Origin of the sequence: Methanobrevibacter thaueri (genome assembly GCF_003111625.1) — an archaeon.
Classification (GTDB): domain Archaea; phylum Methanobacteriota; class Methanobacteria; order Methanobacteriales; family Methanobacteriaceae; genus Methanocatella; species Methanocatella thaueri.
Genome location: NZ_MZGS01000028.1, coordinates 22,109 through 47,512 on the forward strand (window position 1 = coordinate 22,109; position 25,404 = coordinate 47,512).

The 25,404-nt window shown below is 35.0% G+C and carries 21 protein-coding genes; 9 read left to right on the plus strand and 12 right to left on the minus strand.

Features of this window, described 5'->3' with window-relative positions; all coding sequences use genetic code 11:
- Nucleotides 1-69 precede the first annotated feature (69 nt).
- From MBBTH_RS08960 to MBBTH_RS08970, 3 genes are read left to right on the plus strand one after another with little or no spacing between them, the layout of a single operon-like run.
- Entirely contained in the window at nt 70-498 is a 429-nt protein-coding gene (locus MBBTH_RS08960) for a GerW family sporulation protein (RefSeq protein WP_116592711.1), read from the plus strand.
- 29 nt (nt 499-527) lie between these two features.
- Entirely contained in the window at nt 528-1,091 is a 564-nt protein-coding gene (locus MBBTH_RS08965) for a DUF2953 domain-containing protein (protein WP_165814057.1), read from the plus strand.
- Nucleotides 1,081-1,332: a hypothetical protein gene (locus MBBTH_RS08970; RefSeq protein WP_116592713.1), complete on the plus strand. Its 252-nt coding sequence runs from the start codon at nt 1,081-1,083 to the stop codon at nt 1,330-1,332. The genes MBBTH_RS08965 and MBBTH_RS08970 overlap by 11 nt, the downstream gene beginning before the upstream one ends.
- Here MBBTH_RS08970 and MBBTH_RS08975 read toward each other — a convergent pair.
- Both MBBTH_RS08975 and MBBTH_RS08980 read right to left on the minus strand, forming a co-directional pair.
- Nucleotides 1,321-2,853 (minus strand): thiamine pyrophosphate-binding protein, encoded by a 1,533-nt coding sequence (locus MBBTH_RS08975; RefSeq protein ID WP_116592714.1) that lies wholly within the window; start codon nt 2,851-2,853, stop codon nt 1,321-1,323. The genes MBBTH_RS08970 and MBBTH_RS08975 overlap by 12 nt on opposite strands.
- On the minus strand, nt 2,850-3,308 hold the full coding sequence (locus MBBTH_RS08980) for a dCTP deaminase (protein ID WP_116592715.1): 459 nt from the start codon (nt 3,306-3,308) through the stop codon (nt 2,850-2,852). Before MBBTH_RS08980 ends, MBBTH_RS08975 begins: the two co-directional genes overlap by 4 nt.
- A 62-nt stretch (nt 3,309-3,370) precedes the next feature.
- On the opposite strand from MBBTH_RS08980, the gene dmpI reads away from it, so the two are divergent.
- Nucleotides 3,371-3,559: a 4-oxalocrotonate tautomerase DmpI gene (gene dmpI, locus MBBTH_RS08985; RefSeq protein ID WP_116592716.1), complete on the plus strand. Its 189-nt coding sequence runs from the start codon at nt 3,371-3,373 to the stop codon at nt 3,557-3,559.
- An 87-nt stretch (nt 3,560-3,646) separates the two neighbouring features.
- On the opposite strand, the gene MBBTH_RS08990 is transcribed toward dmpI, so the two are convergent.
- Nucleotides 3,647-4,573 (minus strand): hypothetical protein, encoded by a 927-nt coding sequence (locus tag MBBTH_RS08990; protein ID WP_116592717.1) that lies wholly within the window; start codon nt 4,571-4,573, stop codon nt 3,647-3,649.
- Nucleotides 4,574-5,302: 729 nt separating this feature from the next.
- Nucleotides 5,303-7,270, minus strand: a complete 1,968-nt coding sequence (locus tag MBBTH_RS08995; RefSeq protein WP_116592718.1) for an Ig-like domain repeat protein — start codon at nt 7,268-7,270, stop codon at nt 5,303-5,305.
- Between the two features lie 295 nt (nt 7,271-7,565).
- Between MBBTH_RS08995 and MBBTH_RS09000 the strand changes: the two genes are divergently transcribed.
- Nucleotides 7,566-8,378, plus strand: coding sequence for a hypothetical protein (locus MBBTH_RS09000; protein WP_116592719.1), 813 nt, complete (start codon nt 7,566-7,568; stop codon nt 8,376-8,378).
- Nucleotides 8,379-8,421: 43 nt separating this feature from the next.
- Here the strand turns inward: MBBTH_RS09000 and MBBTH_RS09005 are convergent, their stop codons facing one another.
- The 6 genes from MBBTH_RS09005 to MBBTH_RS09025 form a co-directional block, all read right to left on the minus strand.
- Nucleotides 8,422-11,367, minus strand: a complete 2,946-nt coding sequence (locus tag MBBTH_RS09005) for a DEAD/DEAH box helicase (RefSeq protein WP_116592720.1) — start codon at nt 11,365-11,367, stop codon at nt 8,422-8,424.
- Nucleotides 11,368-11,369: 2 nt separating this feature from the next.
- Nucleotides 11,370-11,519, minus strand: a complete 150-nt coding sequence (locus MBBTH_RS10920) for a hypothetical protein (RefSeq protein WP_165814058.1) — start codon at nt 11,517-11,519, stop codon at nt 11,370-11,372.
- A gap of 5 nt (nt 11,520-11,524) precedes the next feature.
- Nucleotides 11,525-11,914 carry a (deoxy)nucleoside triphosphate pyrophosphohydrolase gene (locus MBBTH_RS09010; protein WP_116592721.1) on the minus strand — a complete coding sequence of 130 codons (390 nt, stop codon included), beginning with the start codon at nt 11,912-11,914 and terminating at the stop codon, nt 11,525-11,527.
- A 149-nt stretch (nt 11,915-12,063) separates the two neighbouring features.
- A complete protein-coding gene (locus tag MBBTH_RS09015; protein ID WP_116592722.1) occupies nt 12,064-13,590 on the minus strand; it encodes a DUF4041 domain-containing protein in 1,527 nt (508 codons plus the stop codon).
- A gap of 213 nt (nt 13,591-13,803) precedes the next feature.
- On the minus strand, nt 13,804-15,684 hold the full coding sequence (locus MBBTH_RS09020) for a DUF2357 domain-containing protein (RefSeq protein ID WP_116592723.1): 1,881 nt from the start codon (nt 15,682-15,684) through the stop codon (nt 13,804-13,806).
- A 7-nt stretch (nt 15,685-15,691) separates the two neighbouring features.
- Nucleotides 15,692-16,450, minus strand: coding sequence for a hypothetical protein (locus tag MBBTH_RS09025; protein WP_116592724.1), 759 nt, complete (start codon nt 16,448-16,450; stop codon nt 15,692-15,694).
- Nucleotides 16,451-16,813: 363 nt separating this feature from the next.
- On the opposite strand from MBBTH_RS09025, the gene MBBTH_RS09030 reads away from it, so the two are divergent.
- Nucleotides 16,814-17,752 carry a DUF1848 domain-containing protein gene (locus MBBTH_RS09030; protein WP_116592725.1) on the plus strand — a complete coding sequence of 313 codons (939 nt, stop codon included), beginning with the start codon at nt 16,814-16,816 and terminating at the stop codon, nt 17,750-17,752.
- 19 nt (nt 17,753-17,771) lie between these two features.
- Here the strand turns inward: MBBTH_RS09030 and MBBTH_RS09035 are convergent, their stop codons facing one another.
- Entirely contained in the window at nt 17,772-18,953 is a 1,182-nt protein-coding gene (locus MBBTH_RS09035) for a hypothetical protein (RefSeq protein ID WP_116592726.1), read from the minus strand.
- A gap of 175 nt (nt 18,954-19,128) precedes the next feature.
- On the opposite strand from MBBTH_RS09035, the gene MBBTH_RS09040 reads away from it, so the two are divergent.
- Nucleotides 19,129-20,430, plus strand: coding sequence for a hypothetical protein (locus MBBTH_RS09040; RefSeq protein WP_116592727.1), 1,302 nt, complete (start codon nt 19,129-19,131; stop codon nt 20,428-20,430).
- A gap of 63 nt (nt 20,431-20,493) precedes the next feature.
- The gene (locus tag MBBTH_RS09045) at nt 20,494-21,456 is read left to right on the plus strand and encodes a hypothetical protein (RefSeq protein WP_116592728.1); all 963 of its coding nucleotides are present in this window, start codon (nt 20,494-20,496) and stop codon (nt 21,454-21,456) included.
- Nucleotides 21,457-22,045: 589 nt separating this feature from the next.
- Here the strand turns inward: MBBTH_RS09045 and MBBTH_RS09050 are convergent.
- Nucleotides 22,046-22,483, minus strand: coding sequence for a hypothetical protein (locus tag MBBTH_RS09050; protein WP_116592729.1), 438 nt, complete (start codon nt 22,481-22,483; stop codon nt 22,046-22,048).
- Between the two features lie 235 nt (nt 22,484-22,718).
- Here MBBTH_RS09050 and MBBTH_RS09055 point away from each other — a divergent pair, with 235 nt between their 5' ends.
- Nucleotides 22,719-25,295, plus strand: a complete 2,577-nt coding sequence (locus MBBTH_RS09055) for a DUF262 domain-containing protein (protein WP_116592730.1) — start codon at nt 22,719-22,721, stop codon at nt 25,293-25,295.
- The last annotated feature ends 109 nt before the right edge of the window (nt 25,296-25,404 follow it).

Genomic DNA, 25,404 nt, shown 5'->3' on the forward strand with positions numbered 1-25,404 from the left:
AAATTTAAGTAAACTTATTTAACTTACAAAAATCATAAATATATAATAATATTATAGGATGTGATTAATATGTCAAACAATATTAAAACAACCGTAGAAGAATTACGCAAGTTAATAAGTGTTGATAATGTAATAGGCACTCCAATCGAAACCGAAGATAAGATACTGATTCCAGTAATGAAAATGGGAGTAGGATTCGGAGCAGGAGAAAACATTTTAGGTGGCGAAGGCAGCGATGCTGCAGGAGCCGGAGCAGGTGTGGAACCAATCTCCATGGTAATGATTCCTAAAAAAGGAAATGACGCAGAAGGAGTTCGCGTACTTGACCTAAGTAAAGGATCAGAAACCAACAAGGCAATCTCAGACATCGGATTGATCATCACCGATCTCGTGAAAAGCTTCCTGGATTCACAGAAATCAAACGACGAATACTACGATGAATCCGAATTCATTGAACCTCAATTCAGCACAAACGAAGAAGAACAAATCGAAGAATAGGACTTTACTACATGTTAAACATCCTAGGGATGATTATACTCATAATCATCTTATTTATTATTATTTTACTCATAATCGGAATTAAAATCAGATTTGAGTATAATAAAAAAGGCAGTGAAGTCAAAGGATGTTTAAAGATACTCATTTTTAAAAAAATCAAGGTTTACACATACAATATTCCCTCTTCCGATGACGATAAGGACGATGAAAAGGAAGACGAGGAAAAGGACAGGAACATCAAGGAACTGTTTGAACTGGCCAAACCTTGTTTTGAAGACATAAAAGCATATTTGAAATCAATTCTAAACAGCATTGAAATCACCAAAATAAAGAACCATCTCATATTCGGAATGACCAGCTATGCGGATACCGGAAAATACATCGGGATAATCTGGGGAGTCATGGCATTCATAAATTCATTTAATAAAAAATTACAGTTAAGTGCCGAACCCCGCTTTAGCGGTAGCGTACTTGATGCTTTCGGTGAAAATGAATTTGATATCTATCCATTGAAACTGTTGATTCCAACAATAAGGTTTATTTCAAAAAAGGAAGTGCGAATGTTAATAAGGGGTGTTCGTGATGCAAGATGAACTAAAAAAGGTTCTCAAGATTGATGAGACACGGGAATATGAGTTTCGCAATATTTACGGATTCACATTTGCCTTCATGAGAAAAATAGTTTACCTAGATAATCGATTGACTTTCAGTGAAATAAAACCTGTCGGAATAATCTATGAAGAAAATGGCGAATATTACCTAGCACCCCTAGATAAAGTTGTTGATATTACGGCAGTTGTGAAGGAATTTGTGAAAGGTGAATCATTCAGGTAGTGGAATGAACTCACTTTCGACAATGACCTCAACGACAAGCGGTCCGGTTAAGTCCTTCTCAAGAATCATTTCCAGATCATCAAGGTTATCCACACGTATCGCATCAATGCCATAACTTGAGGCCAGTTTTATGAAGTTTGGATTTGCAAGATTTACCTGATAAGGTTCCATATCATAGAACTGCTCTTCCCATTGCCTTATGATTGCAAACTCTGAATTGTTCAGGATGAACACGATGACGTCCAGGTCATTCTCCTTGACTGTCGCCAGTTCCTGAAGGTTCATCTGAAAGTCGCCGTCACCGTTTATGACAATGACCTTCTCGCCGGTTGCAATGTTTGCACCGATTGCCGCAGGCAGGCCGTAACCCATCGGAGCCATCGCACCTGAGAACAATAGCTGCCTTGGCCTTAGTGATTTTTTAAGCAGTGTTGTCCAGGTGGTGTGCGAACCCGCATCTGAAACGATAATGTTATCAGAGAATTTCTCAAGGATTCTTTTTATTGCTGACTGTGGCTTTGCATCATCATCCAATCCTTCCAAATCATACTCTCCATCATGCTCCAGGATTTCGCCTAACCAGTCAACATTATGGAACTCTATTTCAGACATGAAATCCTCAACCTTTCCATGAATCGGATAGTCCCCCACAAGCACGTCCCTGTTGATGTTTACATGAATGAAATTGTCGGGCATGCTCGGCAAGGTCCTTTCGCTTGCCTTGATTCCAAGTCCGATAATGCAGTCCGCATTTTCAAACGCATATCTTGCCTGAGGCTTTGCACGTATTCCGCAAAGTCCAAGACTCAACTCATCCGTTTCTGGAACTATTCCCTTTCCATGAAATGTTGTGGTTGTGGGAATATTGTATTTATGAACTGTTTCATTTATTGATTCCGCCTGGCTTATTGCGCCTGCACCCAATATGAACAATGGCCTTTCAGCGGAGTCGATCAGCTCCTGAGCCTTTGAGATGTTTGAGAGGTCATCCTCACATAGGTAGCACAAATCAAAATCATCAAATTCCTCCTGAAGCAGGATATCCTTTGACAAGTTAATGTGAATAGGGCCTTTTGGAATGTTTTTAAGCTCATAAATCGCTGCTCTCAATACATACATCGCCTCGGTTCCGTTGAGCGGATTGTATGATGCCTGTGTGATGTGCTTTAGGATTTCAAGCTGAGGGGTTGTCTGGAAGTGGTCCGTGTCCCTGTACTTCAGATCGTTGTCGCCTGTCAATACCAGCATCGGGACATTGTCCTTGTATGCGGTTGCCACTGCCATTACGGTGTTAAGCGCCCCCGGTGATGCGGTTGTGATACAGACCCCGATCTTTCCGCTTGAACGGGTGTATCCGTCTGCAGCATGTGCCGCTCCCTGCTCGTGTCTTGTCAGGACGTGATTTATGCTTGAATTGGACAGTGCCTTGTACAACGGCATTATCTGCTCGCCGGGAATCCCAAAGACGGTGTCGATGCCTTCCTCCTCAAGGATTTTCACAATATTGTCCGCAACGTTCACTCTTCAGCCTCCTGGTATGATCCGTTGTATTCCCCTGAACCCTCAACCGGAAACACAACTGCCTGTGCGATTCTGTCCCCTGACTTGATTTCATATTCAAAATCGCCGTGATTGTATATCATGAACATCAATGTTCCATAAAATCCAGGGTCTCCCACTGCTGTCTGGACTGAGACGAATGACCTTAAAAGTGTTGAGCGCGGAAGGTAGAGCATTGTGTATCCCTTTGGAATCTTGATTTTCCTTTTGATGCTTGCAAGGTATGCGGTATGTGGCTTCAATGTGAAGATTTCCCCTTCAAGCTCTTCGATTTCTGGAAGGTTCTTTTCATTGTCGATTAGGGACCCTCCGGTCTTTTGGACATAAATCCTGTCCAGTTCCAGGTCAATTCCTGACGGCTGGACCAAATCTGCAAAATCCGGAAACAGTTTAACAAGTTCTTTTTCACCAAGCATATTATCAAATCCTTTAATAATCTATATATTTGACTTAGGTAATATAATTAAATGGTGATAAAATGCCAGTGATAACAATTGCCGGAAACGACGGAATAAGTATCGAGAAAAAAAGAGAAATGGTTAAAAAAGTATCCCAAACAGTAGCTGAAGCATACGATTTGCCTATTGAAGCAATTACCGTTTTGGTTCAAGCATATCAAAAGGAAAGCATCGGTGTTGCAGGCGAACTATTGAGCGATAGGGAATAATTTGAATTATGTGGGGAGAATGACAAGCTCCCCGAATAGTTCAAACCAAAAAAGAACTAGTATTTGACAAGTCAAATACAATATAATTTATGGATTTCGTTTAATATAAACTTCTTGATTTTTTGAAATCAGATTCATCTCGATAAGCTCATCAAGGTTTTTCTCTATTTTTCTGGTGAAGTTTTTTGACCTGTACCTTTGAAGCGATTTTTCAATCTCCTCAATTGTCGAATCATTGACCGCATCATAGACTGTTTTTTGCCAAGGGGTCAGTGTGAATATTATGTCGTTGAGGGGGTCACTTGCATCTTCAAGATTCCAGCTGTCATCATGAACCTTGACGTTGAACCTTTCCTCAAGTGTGGGAATCTCACCTGTCAGCTCATCAAGGTGAGGGTAGCATGCAAGTCCCAACTTATGTTTTGAAATTTTTGTGAGGAATTCCTCATGAACCCTGTCCAAATCGATTTCATCAATTGATGTAAATGTATCCAACACATATACCCTGTCACATATAATTTCAGTGATTTTGTAATTTTTATTTTCCGCATCATGCATGATTTGTGAAAATGAGTTGATGTTCCACTGGTTTTCAAGAAGATGGTTTCTCACAAATTCGGCATCGGCGAGACTGTCATAATATCCGAAGACATAGTCATCACCTGCAATCCTCTTCTTGATGACGAAGGTGTCAAAGACCCTTGTGATGTTGAGCCCATACCTTGAGTAGTTGGGATTTCTCATTCGTTTTTTAATCAGCCTTTGAATAGTTTCATCATCAGGTTTCTTCCTGAACCTTGCTATGACATGCAGCTTCTCATCAATGACTGCGGTTATGACATATGTGTCATCGACCTTTTGAACCTCATCGATTGAATCAAGATCCCAGTCATTTTCAACAAGCAGGTCCCTTGCGAATATTGCGTCATCCATACTTTGAAATTTCCCATAGCTTTTGGAGGACTTGATGATGACATATGAATTCCTGTTTTCACGTATGTACTTTTCACTCATCAATATATGTTATGTCTGAATATCTATTAAAATTTTCCCCCAAAGAGAGGTGGATTTCAAGTGTAAAGGCCTGATTTCACTGATTCATTTAAAAAAAATGAAAATATGTCTTAAAATAATCAAAAATTAATAAATTGCTTGAATTGAATGTTTCAATGGAAAAATTTACAGATTAATGGGCTATATTGGAAACATGGTCAAAAATTGGACTTACTCACAATGAATTTTTTTACAGTAACTGGCAAGGGTTGGGCTGAAGATGTCCCTGTTGATTTATTGAAGCAACTTTGATAAGATAGTCCATCTCAACAGTACTCAGGCAATATCACGTCAATTCCTTTGGATTTGTGAAAATTCGTTAAAATTACCTTACATCGTCGAGATTTTTGTGAAAATGTATGATATTTATTACAATTGCAAAAAGCCTTTAAAGTTCAGATTTTTAAAAAATACTCCCATGACAATTTTCATTGATAAAAATGAGAAATAATTCAATTGAAAATCGAATTCAAATCGAAATAATCGATTTACTGTAATAAAAATTTCATTCAATAACTCAAGTAAAATGGCTTAAAATCGGAAATTTAAATCAGATATCCTCATATGGCCATCAGCAACATTAACAGATATGTGGCAAATAAAAGCGTCATTTTAAGATAACATATTATTGATGATGATTTCAGGGATTATCGTTAAAAAAAAATGAAATGCAAATAGAGTTGTGAAACCCTATTTGACTCTAACTGTTTTTTTGACTGTTTTTCCACCGTAGGATGCCTTGTAGGTAACTTTTTTACCCACCTTAAGTTTCTTGAGAACCTTTTTGGTTATTGTTAACTTGGCAATTCCCTTCTTGTTGGTCTTTACCTTGTAGGTCTTCTTGTTGAACTTGAATTTGACAACCTTGCCTTTCACCTTCTTGCCGTTGACCTTCAATGTAGCCTTCAACACCAGTTTTTTAGCTGACTTTTTGATTTTGACCTTATTGAGTGTCAATTTGACCAATGGCTTTTTGACTGTTACATCAACCCAGCCTGAGAGGTCCTCATAGCCGTCAGCTCCATAGTAATCGGCATAGATTTCATGTTCGCCAGGTTTCAGGTTTTTAAGGCTGTACTTTGCGATTCCGTTCTTTATGGTGACCTTATGCTTTTTGCCGTCTATGTCAAAGATCACATATCCCTTGCAGGTTTTCGGAACTTCCAGCTGGACGTACTTGTTCTCCCCTGCCCTGAACTTGTATGGCGCTGTGACTTTTGGAGATGCAAACATCACAGTGTCCACGCTGTCGAGACTGTAGTCATTGCCGTCATATCTTACGGATATGTTATATAACTCCGGAGCCAATGAATCCATTCTGACTTCAGCATGGCCATTGTTCATTCTTGATGACTTGAAGAGCTTTCCATTCACATAAACGACCAGTTGTCCATTTGCGTCTTTCGGAAGATTCAAAGAGATTACTGATGTATCCTTATATTCAACAAAGAATGGGATTTTGAAGTTATAGTCGATTGTGAAATTATAGGACTTGTTTAGAGGGTAAAACTTGTCATCACCTTGGAAATCTATGTTCAGTGTGTAATTTCCTGCTAGAAGTTTTGAGATGTCAATCTCAATGATGTTGTTGACGATTCCGGCAGAATGCCTGAATGAGTATTTGGTTCCGTTGACAGTTACTGTAAGCAATTTATTGTTCAGTGTGTCCGGAAGCATTATTTCCAGGGTCTCCCCATCGCCATAGGTGAAATAGTCCAACAATACATCGAAATCGTAGGTCATGTTGACCTCTCGGATCTTGGTTCTTGAGAGGTTTTTGCTGGAGTAGACCACCTTAACCTCATGATTGGTGTATTTGATGTACTGCTCCAGGGACAGTATGAATTCACCATCCTCTGTTTTTGAAGTTTTAATCAATGCGCCATCAATGAAGACCTTGACTGTGCCCTGAGCCTTGTCTGAGGTTCTAACAGACACGCAATCGTCATGGCCGATATTGATTATTTCCGGAATTTGGATTACGACATCGGTTACCGTGAAATTGAATGTCCTATTGAACGGCTTATAGTAGCTGTCGCCATAATAAACCACCCTGAAGGTGTGATTTCCCAAAGGCAGTGTTGAGAACGGATTGTCCTTCCAGTAAAACACGGGCCTTGCTGTGGTTCTGTTGAAGAGCTTATCATCAATGTAGAGTTCCACAGTGCCGTTGGCGGATCTCGGAAAGACCATCAAAGGCATGTAAGGGTCATTCTTGAGAATCTCTTCCGGGAAATGCATAATGTTGTAGTCCGGAGGATATGTCATGACCTTCAATGTCTTGTTGATGTTCAAATCAACGCCGTTTAGAAATGCACTTATCTTATATGGCCTGCAGTCGATCGGAGGATAAACTGAGATATAAAACTCATGAAGCCTTTTCGGAAGCTTGACAGGGACATCGAATGTCCTGTTTGTGATGCTTTCGTTGTACATGACTTCATCATCTATCTTGATGCAGAAATCCCCTTCTGAGTCTTCAGGCAGTTCCACATGGATATCCGTTAAGTTCTCCTTCCACATCTGCTCGTCGAAAGTGACGTTGACGTCTGAGTCTGGAGATGTTAAAATATCACTAGTGACATTGTCCTCTGCACTGACCGTGCTCAAGGTTAGAAAAATCAGCATTGAAATCAATAGAATATATTTAACATTCATGGTTAAAGATAGGTTTTTTAATTATAAATAAATATCTAAATGGATAATACGTATCCTTTGAGGCAAAATATACGTAACTTATTTTAAACATTAGTCATCGATCGTGACACCTCATTTTCAACAAATAACTGCAATATTTATTTCAATGCAAATTAATTTATTTTAAGATTAATATTCAATTATACTTATTTTATTCTATTACAATAATAATATTGCTTTAAAATCATATCAAAAGATTTATAATCATTAAAATTCAAATTAAAGAATAATTAATAAATTTAATGAGGTGAAATTAATGAGATTTCACGAAGATACAATCTTCAAGATTGAAGGTCAAAAATATGGACAGGAACTAATAGAAATCATAAACATTAAAGGAAGAATCCTGAAAGTGCACCAGACAGAATATGGAATCGTTGACCCTAAAATGTACAAGCCTGACCTTGTTTTTGAACTGGAAGACAAAATAGTAATCCTTGAATTTCAAAGCAGCTATGTGGACGTTAATGATAAGCGAAGATTCCGCTTCTACAGCGCAATTATAGATCAAGTAAAGGTGAAATCAAAAAAGCCTATTGAAGTGCATGTCTTAAGCACAGCAGAACTTGAAAAAACCAAATACTACAAAATAAATCCAGATTCACTCTTCCCGATATATATCCACTCCCTAAAAAGCATTGATGGAGATAATTTTATTAGTAAGATGTATACAAAAATAACACATGAAGAGCACTTCACTGAAAAAGAGTTACTCATGATAACCTTGTTTTGCTTCATGAAAAGCACACGAGATATAGAAGAAACGATTCTTGACTCAGCGGAACTTATAACTCGCATTCCAGGATTAGGAAAAGAAATGGCACAATTCGCAAAAGGAATAGTGCTGATGTTATGCGACAAGTTCGTTGAAGATGAAACATTGAACGTCAAAATAACAAATATAGTAGGTGGAAACATGGACAACGTAGAAAGATATGCGCAAGACAGAGTAAATAAAAATAACGAACAAATCATAATCAAGCTAAACGAAAAAGGATTTACTATAGATGAAATAATCGAAACAGTGAACGTAAGCAAAGACTTCGTCGAAAAAACACTTGCCAACTAATCATCCATGTCCGTTTATTACGGGACAAAAAATACGTAAAAAATCAGTCGTTTACAAAATAGCTGTACATCTCGTCCTTAACTTCGCTCAAGATTTCAAATGTAAAGTTGACAATAGGCTGGTCCTTGCCGTTGATGTTTCTGAAAACCTGCTTGTATTTCAGTGGAGTCAACTTGCCAATGTAGTAAAACTCTATTCCCTCATCATTGTTTTTCTGAATGAACAGTTCAACATCCAAGTCAGTGTAGTTTATCAATGGCTCAAGTTCCGGTGATGAGGTTTTACGGTTGTTTCTGCTCATCCAGGAGAATGTATTCTTGTCAATGAACTGATCAGCATAGTTGATTGTCTCTGATATGTCCTCTGATTTGTGATATGTTACAAATATAGGACAGGTATTGTATTTTATCTTATATCCACCGATGTTTTGCCCATTCATGAAGCGTTTCCAGTTGAGGATTCTCAACACGTCCTCACGTGAGTATTTCTCATAGAGCTTGAATGGAGTTTTTGAGCGGTAGACTGCCTCATACTTGTAGAATGCATATTTCAATGCGTCATTCAAGTGGTCATAATATGCGGGATTGGTTAAACACATTTTAAAGTGATTGGATATCTCGAATTTGTAATCCCTATTGTTTTTCAGGTCCTTAAAGACATTTTCATCATAATTGAAGAATAGGTTTTCCGGCTCGTCAACAATGTTTGTGATTGTGTTTGCCTGATAGCCTTCGCCCTTTTCCTTCAGGTAAAAATTCAGGCTTAAGAAGTTGATTGCGCCTCTTATTGAGTCGAATTGATTTTCTAAACCGAAATTATCTCTCAAGCATTGCTCAATTTGGGATACTGTGAAGTACTTGTTGTACTTTAGACATTCTAGAATGATCAGCTCATGTGGCCTTATTCCCTTAAGGAGTTTTTTTGAAATCAGTTTAAGTGAGTTCAGCTCCTCATCGGATATCTCCCGGTTGTAGTCGTCATCAATGTCTCTAAGGAATGTGTGGTATGTCGGATAATCATTGTGATTGAGGATAAGTTCCGGATTGAATTCTGCGTTAATTGCGAAGTCATATAATGATGGGATCCTTCCTAACTTGTATTTTAATTGGTTGTACTTTTCCTTAAACAGTGCCTTTCTGTTGAATGAAGTGTTGTTTATTGACTCATATATACGCTTACGTGAAATCTCATCAAAGTTAATGGAAGATGCTCCGGGAATGACCTTGGTTCCCTCCATCAGATATTTCCTGATTTTATCCTTGTCATATGACCTATCCCCTGAAAGGGCAATAGGTATCATGAAATTGTTCCGGTAGTTTCCAATGAAGTCCAGGATAACGACATATTCCTTGTTTTGATATTTCCTTAAGCCACGTCCCAATTGCTGGATGAAAATGATTGGAGACTCTGTTGGCCTTACAAGCAATACCTGATTGATTTCAGGGATGTCCACCCCTTCATTGAATATGTCAACAGTGAAAATGAATTCCAATTTGTCCGGGTTGTCGTCATTGGTCAGCCTGTCGATTGCATCCAATCTTTTTTCCTGTGAGTCATCACCGGTCAAGACAGTTGACTTGTAACCCCTTTGGTTGAATTTCTCGGACAATAGCTTGGCTTCCTGCTTTCTTGAGCAGAACACCAATGCCTTACGCCTGTCACCTGAATAGCTGTAGAATTCCGCCTTCTCGATTAGGTAATCCACACGCTTGTCACTGGCCAGAAGATTGAAATCAGTAAAATCATCATCAATCTCGCCGTTGTCAAACTCAACATCAGTGATTCCGAAGTAATGGAACGGACAAAGCAGGTCCTCCTCCATTGCCTCCTGCAATCTAATCTCATGGGCAATGTTATTGTCAAAGAGATCATAGATGTTAAATCCGTCGGTACGTTCAGGTGAAGCGGTCATTCCCAATAGGAATTTCGGTTTGAAATAATCCTTTATAACCTTCAGATATGATGTTGCACCGGCCTTGTGAACCTCATCAACAACAATATAGTCAAAATAATCCTTTGAAAACCTGGTGTAGACGTCATCCTTTGACATTGTCTGAATAGTGGAGAAGAGATAGTTCTTATCATAATCCTTGGAGTTTCCGGACAATAATCCGAAGTTCTCATGGTCCTTGAAGACATGCTTATAGGCCTCAATTGACTGTTTTGCAATCTGTTCCCTGTGAACCAAAAATAAAAATCGTTTAGGCTTGAAATCATTAACCGCAAATGCTGAAGCGTAGGTCTTACCTGTACCTGTTGCTGATACGAGAATTGCCTTGTCCTCACCATGCTGAATCAGTTGCCGGATGTTTTTTAGAAACTCCTCCTGCATGTAATTCGGAGTCAAGGTAATGTTTTTCTCCTTGATTTCCTTAGTGATTGACCTTAAATCCGTGAAGCGTTTGGTGTCCTCATAGATTTTCTCATACTCGGACAATACATCCTCCAGGTCATCGGCCTGGTCCCATAAGCTGTTGAACTCCTCCTTGATTTTCAAAAGCATCTCGCCCTCATCGAGTGAGGTGAACTCAATGTTCCATTCCTTGTTGACCATAAGGGCGTTCAGCGTCAGGTTGGAACTGCCAACAATTCCCCTGTAGAAATCTCCATTTTTGAAAAGATAACCTTTAGTGTGGAAACCCTCCTTTTCCTGAGAGTAAAGCTTGATTTCAATGTTGGTGAATTCCTGAAGCTTTCTTAACGCTTTCGGTTGAGTGAAGTTCAGATAATCGGTTGTGAGTATCTTTCCCTTGATGTTGTGGTCCTCAAGGTACTTGAAATCCTCCAGAAGAGGAGTGATGCCACCCATTGTGATGAAAGCGGTTGATATGAGGAACTCATCACAGTTTCTCAGCTCATCCTTGATGGTGTTGATTACCTTGGTGTCATGGCTGTTGTACAATAGTTTTGGTCTGAAATCAGAACTGGAGTCTAGGGACTGGTCAATGAATGCTGTTCTAGCTCCGTTAATGATTTCATCAATGTTCATAGCTATTCTTCCTTGAGATGTTCAATAAGTTGATTTAACTTGTCAACTTGGATTTGGAATTCTTCCTCTCTTGGTGTGCCCTTAACCTTTTCAAGTTTGGCTTCAAGCTCTTCAAGCTTTTGCTGTGCAAGTTCTAAACGTTTGTCAGACATTTTATTTACTCCATAGTTTCCTTTAAATAATCGATGATTTGTAAATCAGCAGGAATCCAGTTTACTTCGTTTAGTTGTTGTTTGGTGAGCCATCTGGCGTCGTTGTGCTCTAATAATTTTGGAGTTCCTTCCTTAATGATGGCTTCGTAACATGACATCTTAAGATAAAAAGTAGGATATTGGTATTCTAAATCCAAGGCGAATTTTGTGGGTTCTATTGTGCAATCTAATTCTTCCTTGATTTCTCTTATGAGAGCTTCCTCTTTTGTTTCATTGTTTTCTATCTTTCCACCTGGAAATTCCCACATATTTATGAATTCACCATAGCCCCTCTTGGTTGCAAGGATTTGATTGTCCTTTTTGATAATGGCTGCAACTACGTTTAAAGTTTTCATGATTAATATTCTCCTGATTAAATATAGGGCAGCTTACGTTATAAATGTTATTTAAATAATAAAAAATTATTTATTACTGATTAAAAAAGGGATAACAGAAGTATTAAATCAAATTAAATTTTCAGAAAAAAGAAAAGGTAAATAAAATATTACCTTTGTTCCAATCTCAATGTATCATAGTATTCCTCAGCATCAGGATGCTCAACAAAACTATGGACTTGGCCCTTATTTTCCTCAACAATTCGTTTTACATCATCAATAGTTATACGGAAGAATTCTTTACGCATATTTACTTTATTAACTCGTTTATTATTAAAACGTTCATGTAATTCTGATTCTAAATCATATGCATTTTTACTAAAAATAAACACATGAGTATCAAATTTAAAAGGAACAGAAGCACTACTTAACTCCCGAACCCTTTCTTCAGGATCATCACGTCGAGTTACACCAATCTTGAAAACATCCTCTCCAAAACTGCCAATGTTGGAAATAATGTAAACATATCCTGCGCCGGGAGTTTCTCTCCACTCATCAATTTTTTTAATTTCTTCATTATTTTTATCTAGTGCTGCTTGGAGTTTTGCTATTTCTGCTTCAAGTTTTGCTTTTTCATCAGCCGCTGCTTGTGTCAATTGCGCCTTAACTTCTTCAATTTCAGAAGTAATTTTACTATTTTCCTTATCAAATTTCTTCTTTTCTTTTTCTAATTTTTTCTGGAGTTGTTTTTCTTCTTTTTCTCTTCTTCTAGCCTCTTTTAGTATTTCTTTCTCCTCTTCTTTTTTAATTGCATAATCATATGCTAATTGCAACTCTTCTAATTTAAGATTCAGATACTGGGGCTTAATATTAACACCTAAGTGTTTATTTAATTTATTTAACTGCTCATAAGATTTTCTAATTCTTTTTTTACTATTCTCATAATTTTTATGATTTACTTTATTAATTACATTTTCACATTCTACATTGAAATTCCTTAGAATTTGTTTTATTGTGTCTCTTATCATAGCTTGTCCTTTTTTAAGATCCCCATCTAAAGTCATTCTAGGGTTGTCAGTAGTTGCGGTTTTATTTTTAATCATTTGTTTTTGTTGTTTTCTTATATCATCAAGTTTTTCTTTATAAGCAGTTGAATCCATAAATGGATACTTCGGTTCGTATAATCCAAAACTTTGAAGATTCACTTCATCAGTGGTAAAAATTAATTCATCTTTAAGTTTTTTAATTTCATACTTTAGATTCATTTCCTCTTTTCTTTTACTAGCTAATGATGCATCAAGTTCTGATTCTTTTTCTTTTGCGATTTTCTCATATTCTTCATCAATATTGTGTAAATCTTCTTTCCTACTTTTTAGTTTTTCTTCTATTTCAACTGTTTTTTCAGCTTCCAGTTTATCTAAAGTTTGTTGAATGTTATCTAATTCATTTTGTTTTTCTTTCAATTTTTGTTTGATTTCAGCTTCTTTATCCAATTCCATTTGTTTTAGTTTTTCATCAATTCTGTCCAATTCTGCTTGTTTTTTAGATAATTCATCTTCAATCTCTTTGTTGGGATTTTTTAATTTTTTATATAATAAATATGCTCCAATTAATGTTAATGGTGCACCAATCAAAACTCCGTAAATAGTACAGCTCAATAATCCTCCAATAATAACTAGTAACAAACCTTTATCCATACATTTCACTCCTTATAAAAATATTATTAATAGTTATATATCTTGTGAGTATAATATTTATAATTTAATAATTATTTTTCTTAAAATTTTTGTCAAAACAATGATTAATAATACATAAAAATTAATTTCCTAAAAAGACATTTGACAATATTTAATCATGACTAATTAACGTTCTTATTATTTTTTTAAGATTCATAAAAGTAGAAATAATAATTAATATGCCACGCTAACAAAATCCAAAGTAATTAAACCATGATTAAACAAGAAAGTTTTTAAAACATCTTTAATAAATCTCTCAAGTTTATCCTCTTCAACTTCCTCATTTCCAGGAGTTAGTGAAAACGCTCCAACAGAGGGGATGATTTTATCAGATTCATAGAATCTTTTGGTTTTATTTCCAGGATATAAAACATAAGATCCTTCTGTTTTTAAAATTGAGTCTTTATAAGTGTGCATTTTATAAATGTCTCCATCTTTGAAAACATATTCCTTTTCTTCGAGATTATCTCTTTCCTCAATTTCTTTATCTAATTCCGTGCTAGAAACATCAATTTTTTCATAAAAGTCAACAATCTCCAATTCAGACCTATATTTAGCATCAAAATGAATATAATGTTTATACTCGCCAATTGTCACAAGCAATGTGTAATCAGGTTTAAATGCAAGAGAATATGACCTATATTGAGATTTATCTGAAAATCTTAAATTATAAAACAATTCAATTTCAATGTCATAATCATATAAATTCAAATAAAATCTTTTCCTAGACTGAACACCTTTTTTAATGCTTATTGACCAATTATCTTTGTTAATTTTAAAAACATCTTCAAAACTAACTTTTTTAATACTTAAATCATTTAAAACTTTCAATAGCTTGAAATAACACCAATATTCATATAATTCGGATAATTTCTTTTCAAACCCTTTGAATTGATTGTTGATTTCATCCCAACTCAATCTAAATGAAAATTCAAGCATTAAGAAGTATTGGAAGATTTCCCTGTAACCCTCTTTTTTCTGCAATATTTGGGAGTTGAACGGGACAAATTCCATTGCAGAAATATGATTAAAGAACTTACTAGAGAGATAATATTCAATTTCATCACTGAAATACCTAAGTTTATCTTTGATGTATCCTTCTTTTGAGTTTTCAAGTAATTTTTCGACCAAGTCTCGAATTAATTCCAGAAAGTATTTGAAAAATCTGTTTTCAGGAATGTCAATTACATCTTCATGCTTAGTTTGCTCAATTTCATAAGGCAGATATCCATTTAACTTATCAGCGATTTCAAGATGAGAATCTGTTTTAAATAGCTTGTTTGGCTTTGATATGATATTTTTTAAAGTATTCTGGTTAACATTTGATGCGAATAAAATCGGAACTGTTTCAGTGTGGTTTTTGAGTTGTGAGTGCAGGTTTTTAGACAAGTATTCAAATATTGACGGCAAATTTTCTTCCCTAAATAAGTATTCTAAAAACATGAAATCCTCATAATAAGTCTCTTTTTGTCTTGTGCTAATTTCAAATTCCTGGTACAGCGGTGAATTAACCTCAAATATCAAACTTAATGAGTGTTGTGACAAATCCGCAATCATTGCTGAATATTGAGAGAAATAATCTATCTTTTTAGATCTGACTTCAATTGGTATTCTTATTGAGTTTATTCCATCCTTTCTAACATCTAAAAATGATTTTCCAACATAACTTCTAAAGTTGAGTGTTCCTACAATTTTAAACTGCTTATTGTCCCCCAATTTGAATCTGAATGGTTTAAAATGATTATCATTCCTCTTAGTTAATGAATATAAAACTTCAAAATTAGCATTAGGATCATTTGATTCGAATAATATCTGATATTCTGTTTCTTCCAAAAGCATCAATTTGGCAAAATTGGCTCCAATATCCGGACAATACTGAACCGGAGTTAAATTATCCGGTTCATCAACAATTGGAACATTATCCAGGGTTAGTGAATGTGAAATGTTAATGTTGGACTCCAGATCACCTTTATAGTCTAGAGAACTGACTGTTAATGTTCCAATATCCAGTGAATCCTCATCAGTCAAATGAATAATAATTTTTTGCTCGATCATTTAAATCTTAATTAATGAATGAAACATATCTTTGATCAGACAATACTTTAGCCATGTCTTTTAGTTTTAACGCAGAAGTATAATATCTGCAGTTCTCCTTGGATATTTCAAAGTTTTTAGGATTTTCATTATTGTTTCTCTCTTCAAGGCAGGTATTGAATAACTTTGTTAAAACAGCCCCAATAGCTTTTTCAGATCCATGCAGTTTTGGAAGAATTTTTTGTTTGATCTGAGCATCAAAATACCTCTCCCAGTTATCCCATTCCCCTGGAGAGTTTTCATATCTCCATGCAACCATCATAAATCTCAAGATTTCATTAATTACTCTAAAACCAAAGTCAAATCCTGAAATTTTTAGAATTTCTTGTAATTCCGTGAGTTCTTTTGCTAAAATTTCCCATAAACAATCATTACCACAAGTAATTTCAGACAATATTTCTTTTAAATCATCAATATTTAATTTAGAAATATCTGAACCTTCCAATGGAGATTGTAAGTAATCAATATCTCCCTTAAAATCATCATATTCTTCTTTTAATGACATATAATCCCAAGCAGAGACTGTGTCAAATTCAATAGTATTTGCCCTATCTAATACTTTAGGTGAAAACATATACGTTGTTTCATCAACGTTAACAGTTCCGATTATAAAAAGATTACTTGAAAGTTTTAAAGGATATTTATTACCATATAATGGAATTTCCTCCCCACTTTCAATAGCAGATAGGAAATCTGCGAAGTATCTTTCGACATGTGAAAGATTCATTTCATCTAAAATTAAAAAGAAAGGTTCATTTAGATTTCTTACAGCTTTATTTATTAATTCATAAGCCGGAGTTGTCTGATATTTTTCAGTGATTACATTATAATAACCAATAGTATAGAAATTATCTACTACTTTTCTCTCACTACAGATACTAATTTTATTTTCTTCAGTAATTAAAGTTTTGGAAATTCGTTCAAATCGTAGAATTTTAACATATATTCAGATATAAAATAAAAATATTGGTGAATGTATAGGATTAAAAATGTTGTCTTGAACAGTTATTGTTTATCAGAATTGGTTACATAAGGCTGGTCAAAACACAAATAAGAAATGTTAATGTCACCAGATATAGTAAGTGATAACATGATAATAAATGTCGGCGGAAGAACAGATATAGTGAACTACTACACACCATGGCTACTGAACAGGCTTAGTGAAGGATATGCATATTCAAGAAATCCATTTGCAAGAGAGAATGTTTACAAGTTAAGCTTAAAGCCTGAAGATGTGGATTGTCTTCTGTTCTGCTCCAAAAACTACCAACCTATACTGAAACATATAGGTGACATTGATGAAAAGTACAATATATTGTGCAACTACACGATTACTGCATACGGCAAGGACATAGAACCGAAAGTCCCATCAATAAATCATTCTATTAAAACGTTGAAACGATTATCTGATATTGTTGGTAGCAATAAGATTCTCTGGAGATATGATCCGATACTTCTTACTGAAAAATACCCTGTTGAAAAACATTTGGAAACATTCGAGTATATGGCCGAAAAGATATCACCTTTTGTTTACAGATGCATATTCAGCTTTGTTGATATGTATAAGAAAGTTGAAGAGAACATGCCTGAAATAATTCCACTTACTGAAAAAGATAAAGTGAAGCTATTGAAAGGGATTGGTGAGATATCAGAGAGATATAATCTTTACACTCAATCATGTGCAACAAATGAAAGCTATGAAAAATATGGTATTCATGCAGCAGGTTGCACAACTCGGGAAATTTTAGAACAGGCACACAATGTAGTTTATAAAAATGTTAAAGGAACTGGAATTAGAGAAAACTGTCACTGCATTCCCTCACGGGATATAGGAGCATATAATTCCTGTTTAAGTGAATGTAAATATTGCTACGCTAATCGAAAACCTGAAATTCCAAAAAATGTTATAAAATTGCATGATGAGAAATCGCCATTGTTGCTTGGACATCTTAAGGAAAATGATAAACTAATTGAAACAAATGTAATAAGGTATATTGAGCCAAAACAAAAAACTTTATTTGATTTTTAAATTAAAAATTTTCTTTGGATTATGTTTCATATTTAAACAAACCAATTTCATCCTTGAATCTATTTTTTATTTCTTCAGTAGTTATTTCATTGTTTTTAAATTTTTCATACAATTTTAAAAAAGCTACGGATGTAATAATTAGTGTTTCATATTTTTCTTCTGCTTTTTTTATAGTTGTTTCATCAACTTCCTCACGTTCATAAGGGTTCTTTTTAATAAATGTGTTAATTATTAATAAAGGTTTAATTATTTCTTCTTTATTATTTTCATCTAAATAGTCCTCCCTATCGGTAACATGATCATCTAACTGTGCAAGATGTCCTTTTTTTACATTGCTATTAACACCTTTTATTTCACCAATAAATGTAATATCATTAAATTCTATTAGAAAATCTTCTTTATAAACATCTTTAAATTCAGATAAATTGTAATTAAGCATTTCTTCTAACATTTTAAAAACAATTTTTACTAATGGTTTTCCCTGTTTATACAATATTGATTTGTAATAATTATTTTCTTCAAGTTTATTTTCTGCAGTGGTAATTTTTTCTTCTAACAATTGTATTTCTTGTTTTCTTTGTTCTATAAATAATTTTTTTTCTTCATCATCAAACATTTCAATTTCATCAAACCAATCGGGGATATCAATAATCTCTTTGGGTTCAATTTCTTTGATAAAATGAATAATGTTATTATTATTTTCTAAATTTAAAGTAGTATAAATTATATTTTCATGTTTAATTGTTGTTGCATTATCATTAGTATTTTTAGTGATTATTTCACAAGAGTCTATATTGATATCTAAATAAAAATCAGCAGTTAATTCAACATTGCCAATTTTTGTTTTATTTTTTTCAAATATTAATTCGAAAGGAGGTGAATTAAAATATAAATTTAAAAATTTATAAACCATGTTAATTTTATCTTTGATTCCTATCTTGTCAATATATTTGTTTTGAGGCAATAAGATAATAACTTCGCTTGAATATGGTTTTTTTAGACGTTTGCTTATTGAACTAAAATCATTAGCTCTTGCAAACATATTATTGGCATATTTAAATATACTAGGTTCATTTAAACTAATTAAATTATAATCAAATGTATCAAATGCTTCAAAATGAGTTATTTGATTAATTTTTATGTCTGGAAAATTATCTCTATTTATTGGAGGATATTTTATTAATTGAATTTTTTGAACCATAATTACCTATTTATTTTTACATTATCATTAATTTTTCTACAAGAGTTAGAATATTCCATTAAAAAACTTACAGTTCATAAAAATCATTTTTCATATTCCACCCACATTAATTTTATTACTTATTTTATATAAAAAATATAATAAATAATATAATAAAATATATGAAATGATTATTATGGGAATTACTGATTACATTAAAACTAGACTACTGAATAATAGGGTGGAACAGTACAACACCAAGCGCAGCTATTGGGGTGAAGATGAAAGACAACCTAGAACTGATGGAATCAATACTGGCCTTGACTTGCCAGATGCACTTCCCCCAGTTATTAATAAAACAATAGCTAATGCTCGTTATGCTGTTAAACTTGACGGTTACACTTCAGGTATCTTAAAAAACAGAATTGATAAAGCTAATGTTAATATGGTGCTTGTTGATAAGGAAAATAAATTATCTCAAGAGCAGAAATTAACTTTAATTTTATGGGCCAGAAAAATTGACATTTCTCAAGTAGCTAAAAATATTCTGCAGGGTGGAATGGTTGATGGTGAAGGCCTAATTAAACCTGTGCAGCGTTGGGACAAAGGCATTGGCAAATACATTAAACCAGTATTTTTAGAAATAGGTGCACACGGTTATGGCCTTAAAAAAGAGTTTAATGATGATAATGAAGTGCAGCTATACCTTCATGAAATGCCTAAGGATATTGTTAATGGATCTCCAGAAGAGTTTGATAATTATGTTAGTGTCGAAGAGGGAACATTAACTGTGAAATATGAACCTGAAGAGGTTATTAACTTCATGTATAATGAAATTTATTGTGAAGCTCAAAGCATTATCCTAAATTGCCTTGATGATATATACCACAAGTGTAATTTGGAACGAAATCAAGTGGAACGTATCAACAAGGATAATATTATTGAAGTTAAACCTGCAATGGATGCAAACGGGCAACCTTATATCACTGAACTTTCATCCACTGCTAAGGAAAATCTTTATGCTGATTATGGAACTACTGCTGGAAGTAATGTAGCTATTGTACCTCCAGGAATTGAATCTAAAATACTTGGGGGAAATAACTACCAATCAGACTATACCAGACAAACTGAAATATTTAGGAATAATATTTTAAGAACTTTTGTAACTCCTCAGTCACAGGCAGGTAATGAAAAATCTAATCAGAACGTGGCTGAGTACATTAACGATTCAGCTATTACAGGGTTCATTGTTAATGTGGCCAACGACCAGAAATGGGTGTTAAAGTATTGCAATCAGCTATTGAACTTGCAATTGGAGTTAATGGGCATCAGTGAAACTTTAGATATTTACTTCAGCTATTCAAGAGATGATGTTTTAAGATACATTATGGAACTTTCTTCCGAAGGTGATGAAATCTATAAGAATTATCTAAGTAACTTTGAAGAGGAACAGCCTGTTGGTGAAAGGATTGTAACTGAAAGTGGTGTTGAAGTATAATAAATATTTATATAAAATAAGTAATAAAATATATAATAAATAATATAATAAAAAGTGATAATGATGAGACATGAACTTTTTGAAGTTGGATCCTATGACTACTCCGACCTGGATGATAGACTTGACAAACCTGTTGAATGGACTGAAGATGACCTAAAGCTAATAGCTGAAAACTACCGTGGAGGAATTCCACTAACTTCAGAGCATGACAATATCTATGTGGGCATCGGAAATAATATTGAATATGAGGAAGGAAAGCTATTCATTGAAGTTCCGGACGAACTGGATATGGGAGGAAAAGGCCTATCTCCTAAAGTTGATGTCTTATTAAAAGATAAAGGAGATTCATTTGGAATTGATACTATGAGCTTAATAGACGTCGGTGTAACTAAAAACCCTAGAAAAATTACCTTATTGAATTCTGAAATAACTGGAGAAACCGGTGCAACAGGAAATCCAAATCCTGCACCACAAGGACAACCTCAGCCTGCACCTAGCAAAGATGCTAATGTCGCAACTAGCTTGCTTTTAGAAAAGCTTCAAGGTAAGGATGCAGAGATTGGAAAGCTTCAGGATGAAATAAATAATCTTAAAGAAGAATCTAAAAAATATGATGAGATTAAAAAAGCTATTGAAGAAAATAAGGAATTTATAGATTCTAAAGACGATATTTTAAAAGAATTATCTGAATTAAGAAAAGCTGAAAATGAAAGGAAAATAAAAGAGTACGAAGCTAAATACAACTTTAACTATAATGAAAACGCACAGGATAAAGAGATAATTGATAAGCTATTATCTGGTGATGTTGATATGGAATTAATGGAAAAATTGGCTGAAAGAAGAATTAAAATTGAAGCTAGTAATGACGGTTCAACTCCTGGTGGTCGCAACCCTTCAAACTCTGGTGATGTTGGAGAAAGTGGTGAAACTGGCAGCACTGGAGATGAAAATGCACCATCCTTTACAACTCGTGAAGAATATAATAAGATATTGAAGGATATGGGTTTTAATCGTACCAGAATTTAGCGATGATGGTGCTTTATTGCTTTTCACCGGAGCTAAAATTTTTGATATGTAGGAAAACTCGTTATTCAATGGGGAAGTGTTTGGTGTTTTCACTTCTCCTAAAATATCGTGCATTGAAACCCTTAATGCCTAATTAAAGGGGGACAAGCCCCCTTTTAATTACCCACGAATGCCAATGCAAACAAAATAAAGTTTACCAAACTTAACCCCGAACCGACCGCTAAAGGGTCGGTTCTTAAATTTGACAAATTCATCTATTCCAAATCCATAAACTCGGAACAGGGGGACAAGCCCCTGTTCCTCGGACTTGACAAAACAATTATTGTCAGGCCTATAGTATGGCCTTTCGCTTACGCTCAAGGCGTCCAGTCCTCGCTCACGCTCGGACGGAACATAATCTTTTATTAGTTGTTTACATACACAACCCATATAAGAGTCGATTGCATCCTATAGTATTGCTCGCCAATTCTATTCACCCAGGCCTCCCACAGATGCCTCCCTTCGGTCGGCATCGGGTCGGCCTGGGCGAATTGGCTCGCTTATAACATTGGTATGGCAAGGTTGCTCTGGTCTGGAAAATCAATAAATATTATTCTTCTTGTTCTAATTCGCTTTTAATTTCTTCCAATCTGCATAGCAGGTTATAATATATGTCATTTTTCACACAATAATCTTCCAAATCCCAATCATTACGGGCCATTCTATGAATTTCTGTAAAAACAGTTATTACTTCAAGGAAATCCAATTTTTCTTTAGTTACATCATAAGAAGTTATTCCATACTTTTTCTTGATTATTTGTACATTATCCGGATACTCGACATCGATAATGTCATAGACATATAACAAGGCTGCAAAATCCCTTGGATCCATTTCAGGATAATGTTCTCGATTATTAACATATTCATCAAACATTGGTTTATAGTACAAATAACAATCTATGATTTCCAACTTTTCTTCTCTAGTAAAATCAGTTCTGCGTGTTTTTGGAAATTTATAATGTTCAGGGAATTTTATTCTTCGTTTCATATTTATCAATTTGAACTTATCAACAAATAACATTATTGTGATATTGATATACTGAAATAGCTATTGTAATCGTTAATGTTAATGTTGAATCCTGTTGTACTATCATCGTAAATGTCCCCACAATATAATCATCTTAAACATAAGTTAATTAAGTAAAAGAAGAAAAAAATAATATGTATATGGATTAAAAGTTTCATAGGAAGAATTTGAATTGAAGTAAGAGTTGGGTTATAAAATGAACGAATTACAATCACTATCACAAATATTTAATAAGAGGATATTCAGAATACCTGACTATCAACGAGGCTATGCATGGCAAGGCCAACAACTTCGTGATTTTTGGGAAGACATAGTTAACCTTCAGCCTGATAGATACCACTACACCGGACTTCTATCACTAAAGAAACTGAATCAAGAAGAAAGCAGGAAACTAGGCAATGATGATTCATGGCTCCTTGACAGTGGATTTGATGCATACCACATTGTTGATGGGCAACAGAGGCTTACAACCTTTGTGATAATGCTTAATGAAATTATCGAATTCACATGCAAATTGCCGGACAATAACGGCAAAAGCGATGATGAGATATATCTTGGATTTGATAATATAAGAGACATCAAAGCAAAATACATCAGCAGGAAACGACCGCCAGAGAACCTTATCATCACCTATATGTTCGGTTATGAAAACGACAATCCGAGCGCAGAATATCTAAAATACAAAGTGCTCGGTCAGGAGTATGGCGGCACTATCAAAGAGACTTATTATACAAAGAATCTTAAGTATGCCAAAGAGTTCTTCGGGAAAGAACTCCAGGCGCATTACGAGAAAAAAGGAATAGAAGGAATTAATGATTTGTATCGGAAACTCACATTGAAGCTCATGTTCAATATCCATGAAATAAAAGATGACTATGATGTGTTTGTCGCTTTTGAGACTATGAACAACAGAGGTAAGAGACTGACTAATCTCGAACTTTTAAAAAACCGCCTTATTTATTTGACCACACTCTACTCAAACGATATATTTGACGAAACAAACAAAATCGCTTTGAGGCAACGTATTAACGAAGCATGGAGTGAGGTATACTATCAGCTTGGAAGAAATGAGAATAATTTACTTTCCGATGATGAATTCCTTAGAGCTCACTGGATTATGTATTATTCATATTCCAGAAAGCGTGGAGATGACTACATCAAATTCCTATTAAGAAAGTTCTCGCATAAATCCATTTTCGAGAACATCATTGAAGTTGATCCCGATGAAGAGGAGCCTACAGTTTTAATCTCTAATCAGCAGGACGATGATGATATGGAAATAGTTTCATCACAGAAAAGTGTGACAGACGAGTTCCTACAACCTGAAGAAATAATAGATTATGTGAACAGTCTCAAAGAGACTGCAGAGTATTGGTATTATACTTTCTATCCGGAAAAATGCTCAGATATAACAGAAGAAGAGCAAGTGTGGATAGAGAAATTGAATCGTATTGGTATCGGATACTTCAGACCTATTGTTGCTGTTTCCTTGATTCCAAAGCTTGGATATTCCAAAGATGAGAGAATCACATTCTATAAGGCTGTAGAAAGATTCATATTTATCGCATTCCGTATGGCAATGTATCAGTCCAGCTATAAGAGTAGCGATTATTATCGTAAAACACGCGAAGTGTACATGGAAAATATGTCTCTTTCTGATGTGACAGAAGATCTCATAAATACAACAAATGAAAATGCGGCGGATGCTGTGAGAGTTTTCGTTACAAGAATGAACAAACGGTTTATCTCGCAGGATGGTTTTTATAGTTGGAGAGAGCTTCGCTATTTCCTATACGAGTATGAGTATTCACTGGCATCAAAGTATAAGCTCGACAAGTTGTCATGGGCTGATTTGACAAAGGTTGTAAAGGACAAAATTACGGTAGAGCATATTTTGCCTCAGACACCAACAAAACTATACTGGCGTAACAACTTCAGACAGTTCACACCAGAAGAAATTAAGACTCTGTCCGCATCATTGGGTAATATGTTGCCACTATCTCAGAGCATCAATTCAAAGCTGCAAAATGACAGTTTTGATGACAAAAAGGCCAGAGGATATTCGAATGGATGTCATTGTGAAGTTGAAATCTCCAAAGAAGATTCCTGGGATGCAAAACACATTTATGACAGGGGAATGAAACTCCTATCCTTCATGGAAACTCGCTGGGATTTCAAATTTGAAGACACAAAACAGAAAGAAGAACTGCTCCATATTTCTTTTGTAAACGATGGAAGGGATATACCTCCGGAAATAACTGAGGAGAACATTACAGATATTATTATTCCATCAAACGACGAGAATATGGATGCAAGAGATCATGTGACTGCACTTATAATGGGTTGGGCTAGTGTAAAGGATGAGGCTGGAGAAATACATCTCAATCCAGACCGCTGCACTAAACTTTACACCAGATTCACCACAGATGTTATGAGCGGGATTCTTCCTGACGCTAAGGATGCCAAAAGCGGTTGGGAAACAAGAAACCATTACTTTTATGAAATTGCTAATACAGATGAAGGAAAACTGTACCTTAAAATGGCTCTTAGCGCCGAGAATATTCCAGATGATTTAAAGGTGATTTGCGAAATAATCACAGAGCATTATCCTCCACGGGTGAAGAGGAAAAATTGGAAATGGAGGGTTCCATTTTCTACAAAACTCGTCGATGTTAGCAAATCAACAGATGAAGAAGTAATTTGCATACTGAATGACCTATATGCTGAGGCTATGCAGTTTGAAAAACAAGTTGTCGATATCATGAAGGAATAATAAGAGACAGTCATCCATTCTGTATTCCGCGCTACTCCGGATTCGCACACAATTTTCGTGAGGAATCTTCTCGAAGATGGTATGATTCATCAACCGTTTGATTGTATCA

Excerpts from the sequence above, each read along its gene's own strand:
- MBBTH_RS09030 (WP_116592725.1), top strand. The coding sequence starts at position 16,814 with ATGATAATAAATGTCGGCGGAAGAACAGATATAGTGAACTACTACACA.
- MBBTH_RS09020 (WP_116592723.1), bottom strand. The coding sequence starts at position 15,684 with ATGATCGAGCAAAAAATTATTATTCATTTGACTGATGAGGATTCACTG.
- MBBTH_RS09010 (WP_116592721.1), bottom strand. The coding sequence starts at position 11,914 with ATGAAAACTTTAAACGTAGTTGCAGCCATTATCAAAAAGGACAATCAA.
- MBBTH_RS09000 (WP_116592719.1), top strand. The coding sequence starts at position 7,566 with ATGAGATTTCACGAAGATACAATCTTCAAGATTGAAGGTCAAAAATAT.
- MBBTH_RS09040 (WP_116592727.1), top strand. The coding sequence starts at position 19,129 with ATGGGAATTACTGATTACATTAAAACTAGACTACTGAATAATAGGGTG.
- MBBTH_RS09005 (WP_116592720.1), bottom strand. The coding sequence starts at position 11,367 with ATGAACATTGATGAAATCATTAACGGAGCTAGAACAGCATTCATTGAC.
- MBBTH_RS09035 (WP_116592726.1), bottom strand. The coding sequence starts at position 18,953 with ATGGTTCAAAAAATTCAATTAATAAAATATCCTCCAATAAATAGAGAT.
- MBBTH_RS08990 (WP_116592717.1), bottom strand. The coding sequence starts at position 4,573 with ATGAGTGAAAAGTACATACGTGAAAACAGGAATTCATATGTCATCATC.
- MBBTH_RS09055 (WP_116592730.1), top strand. The coding sequence starts at position 22,719 with ATGAACGAATTACAATCACTATCACAAATATTTAATAAGAGGATATTC.
- MBBTH_RS09050 (WP_116592729.1), bottom strand. The coding sequence starts at position 22,483 with ATGAAACGAAGAATAAAATTCCCTGAACATTATAAATTTCCAAAAACA.
- MBBTH_RS09045 (WP_116592728.1), top strand. The coding sequence starts at position 20,494 with ATGAGACATGAACTTTTTGAAGTTGGATCCTATGACTACTCCGACCTG.
- MBBTH_RS08995 (WP_116592718.1), bottom strand. The coding sequence starts at position 7,270 with ATGAATGTTAAATATATTCTATTGATTTCAATGCTGATTTTTCTAACC.
- MBBTH_RS10920 (WP_165814058.1), bottom strand. The coding sequence starts at position 11,519 with ATGTCTGACAAACGTTTAGAACTTGCACAGCAAAAGCTTGAAGAGCTT.
- MBBTH_RS08980 (WP_116592715.1), bottom strand. The coding sequence starts at position 3,308 with ATGCTTGGTGAAAAAGAACTTGTTAAACTGTTTCCGGATTTTGCAGAT.
- MBBTH_RS08970 (WP_116592713.1), top strand. The coding sequence starts at position 1,081 with ATGCAAGATGAACTAAAAAAGGTTCTCAAGATTGATGAGACACGGGAA.
- dmpI (WP_116592716.1), top strand. The coding sequence starts at position 3,371 with ATGCCAGTGATAACAATTGCCGGAAACGACGGAATAAGTATCGAGAAA.
- MBBTH_RS08965 (WP_165814057.1), top strand. The coding sequence starts at position 528 with ATGATTATACTCATAATCATCTTATTTATTATTATTTTACTCATAATC.
- MBBTH_RS09025 (WP_116592724.1), bottom strand. The coding sequence starts at position 16,450 with ATGAATCTTTCACATGTCGAAAGATACTTCGCAGATTTCCTATCTGCT.
- MBBTH_RS08960 (WP_116592711.1), top strand. The coding sequence starts at position 70 with ATGTCAAACAATATTAAAACAACCGTAGAAGAATTACGCAAGTTAATA.
- MBBTH_RS09015 (WP_116592722.1), bottom strand. The coding sequence starts at position 13,590 with ATGGATAAAGGTTTGTTACTAGTTATTATTGGAGGATTATTGAGCTGT.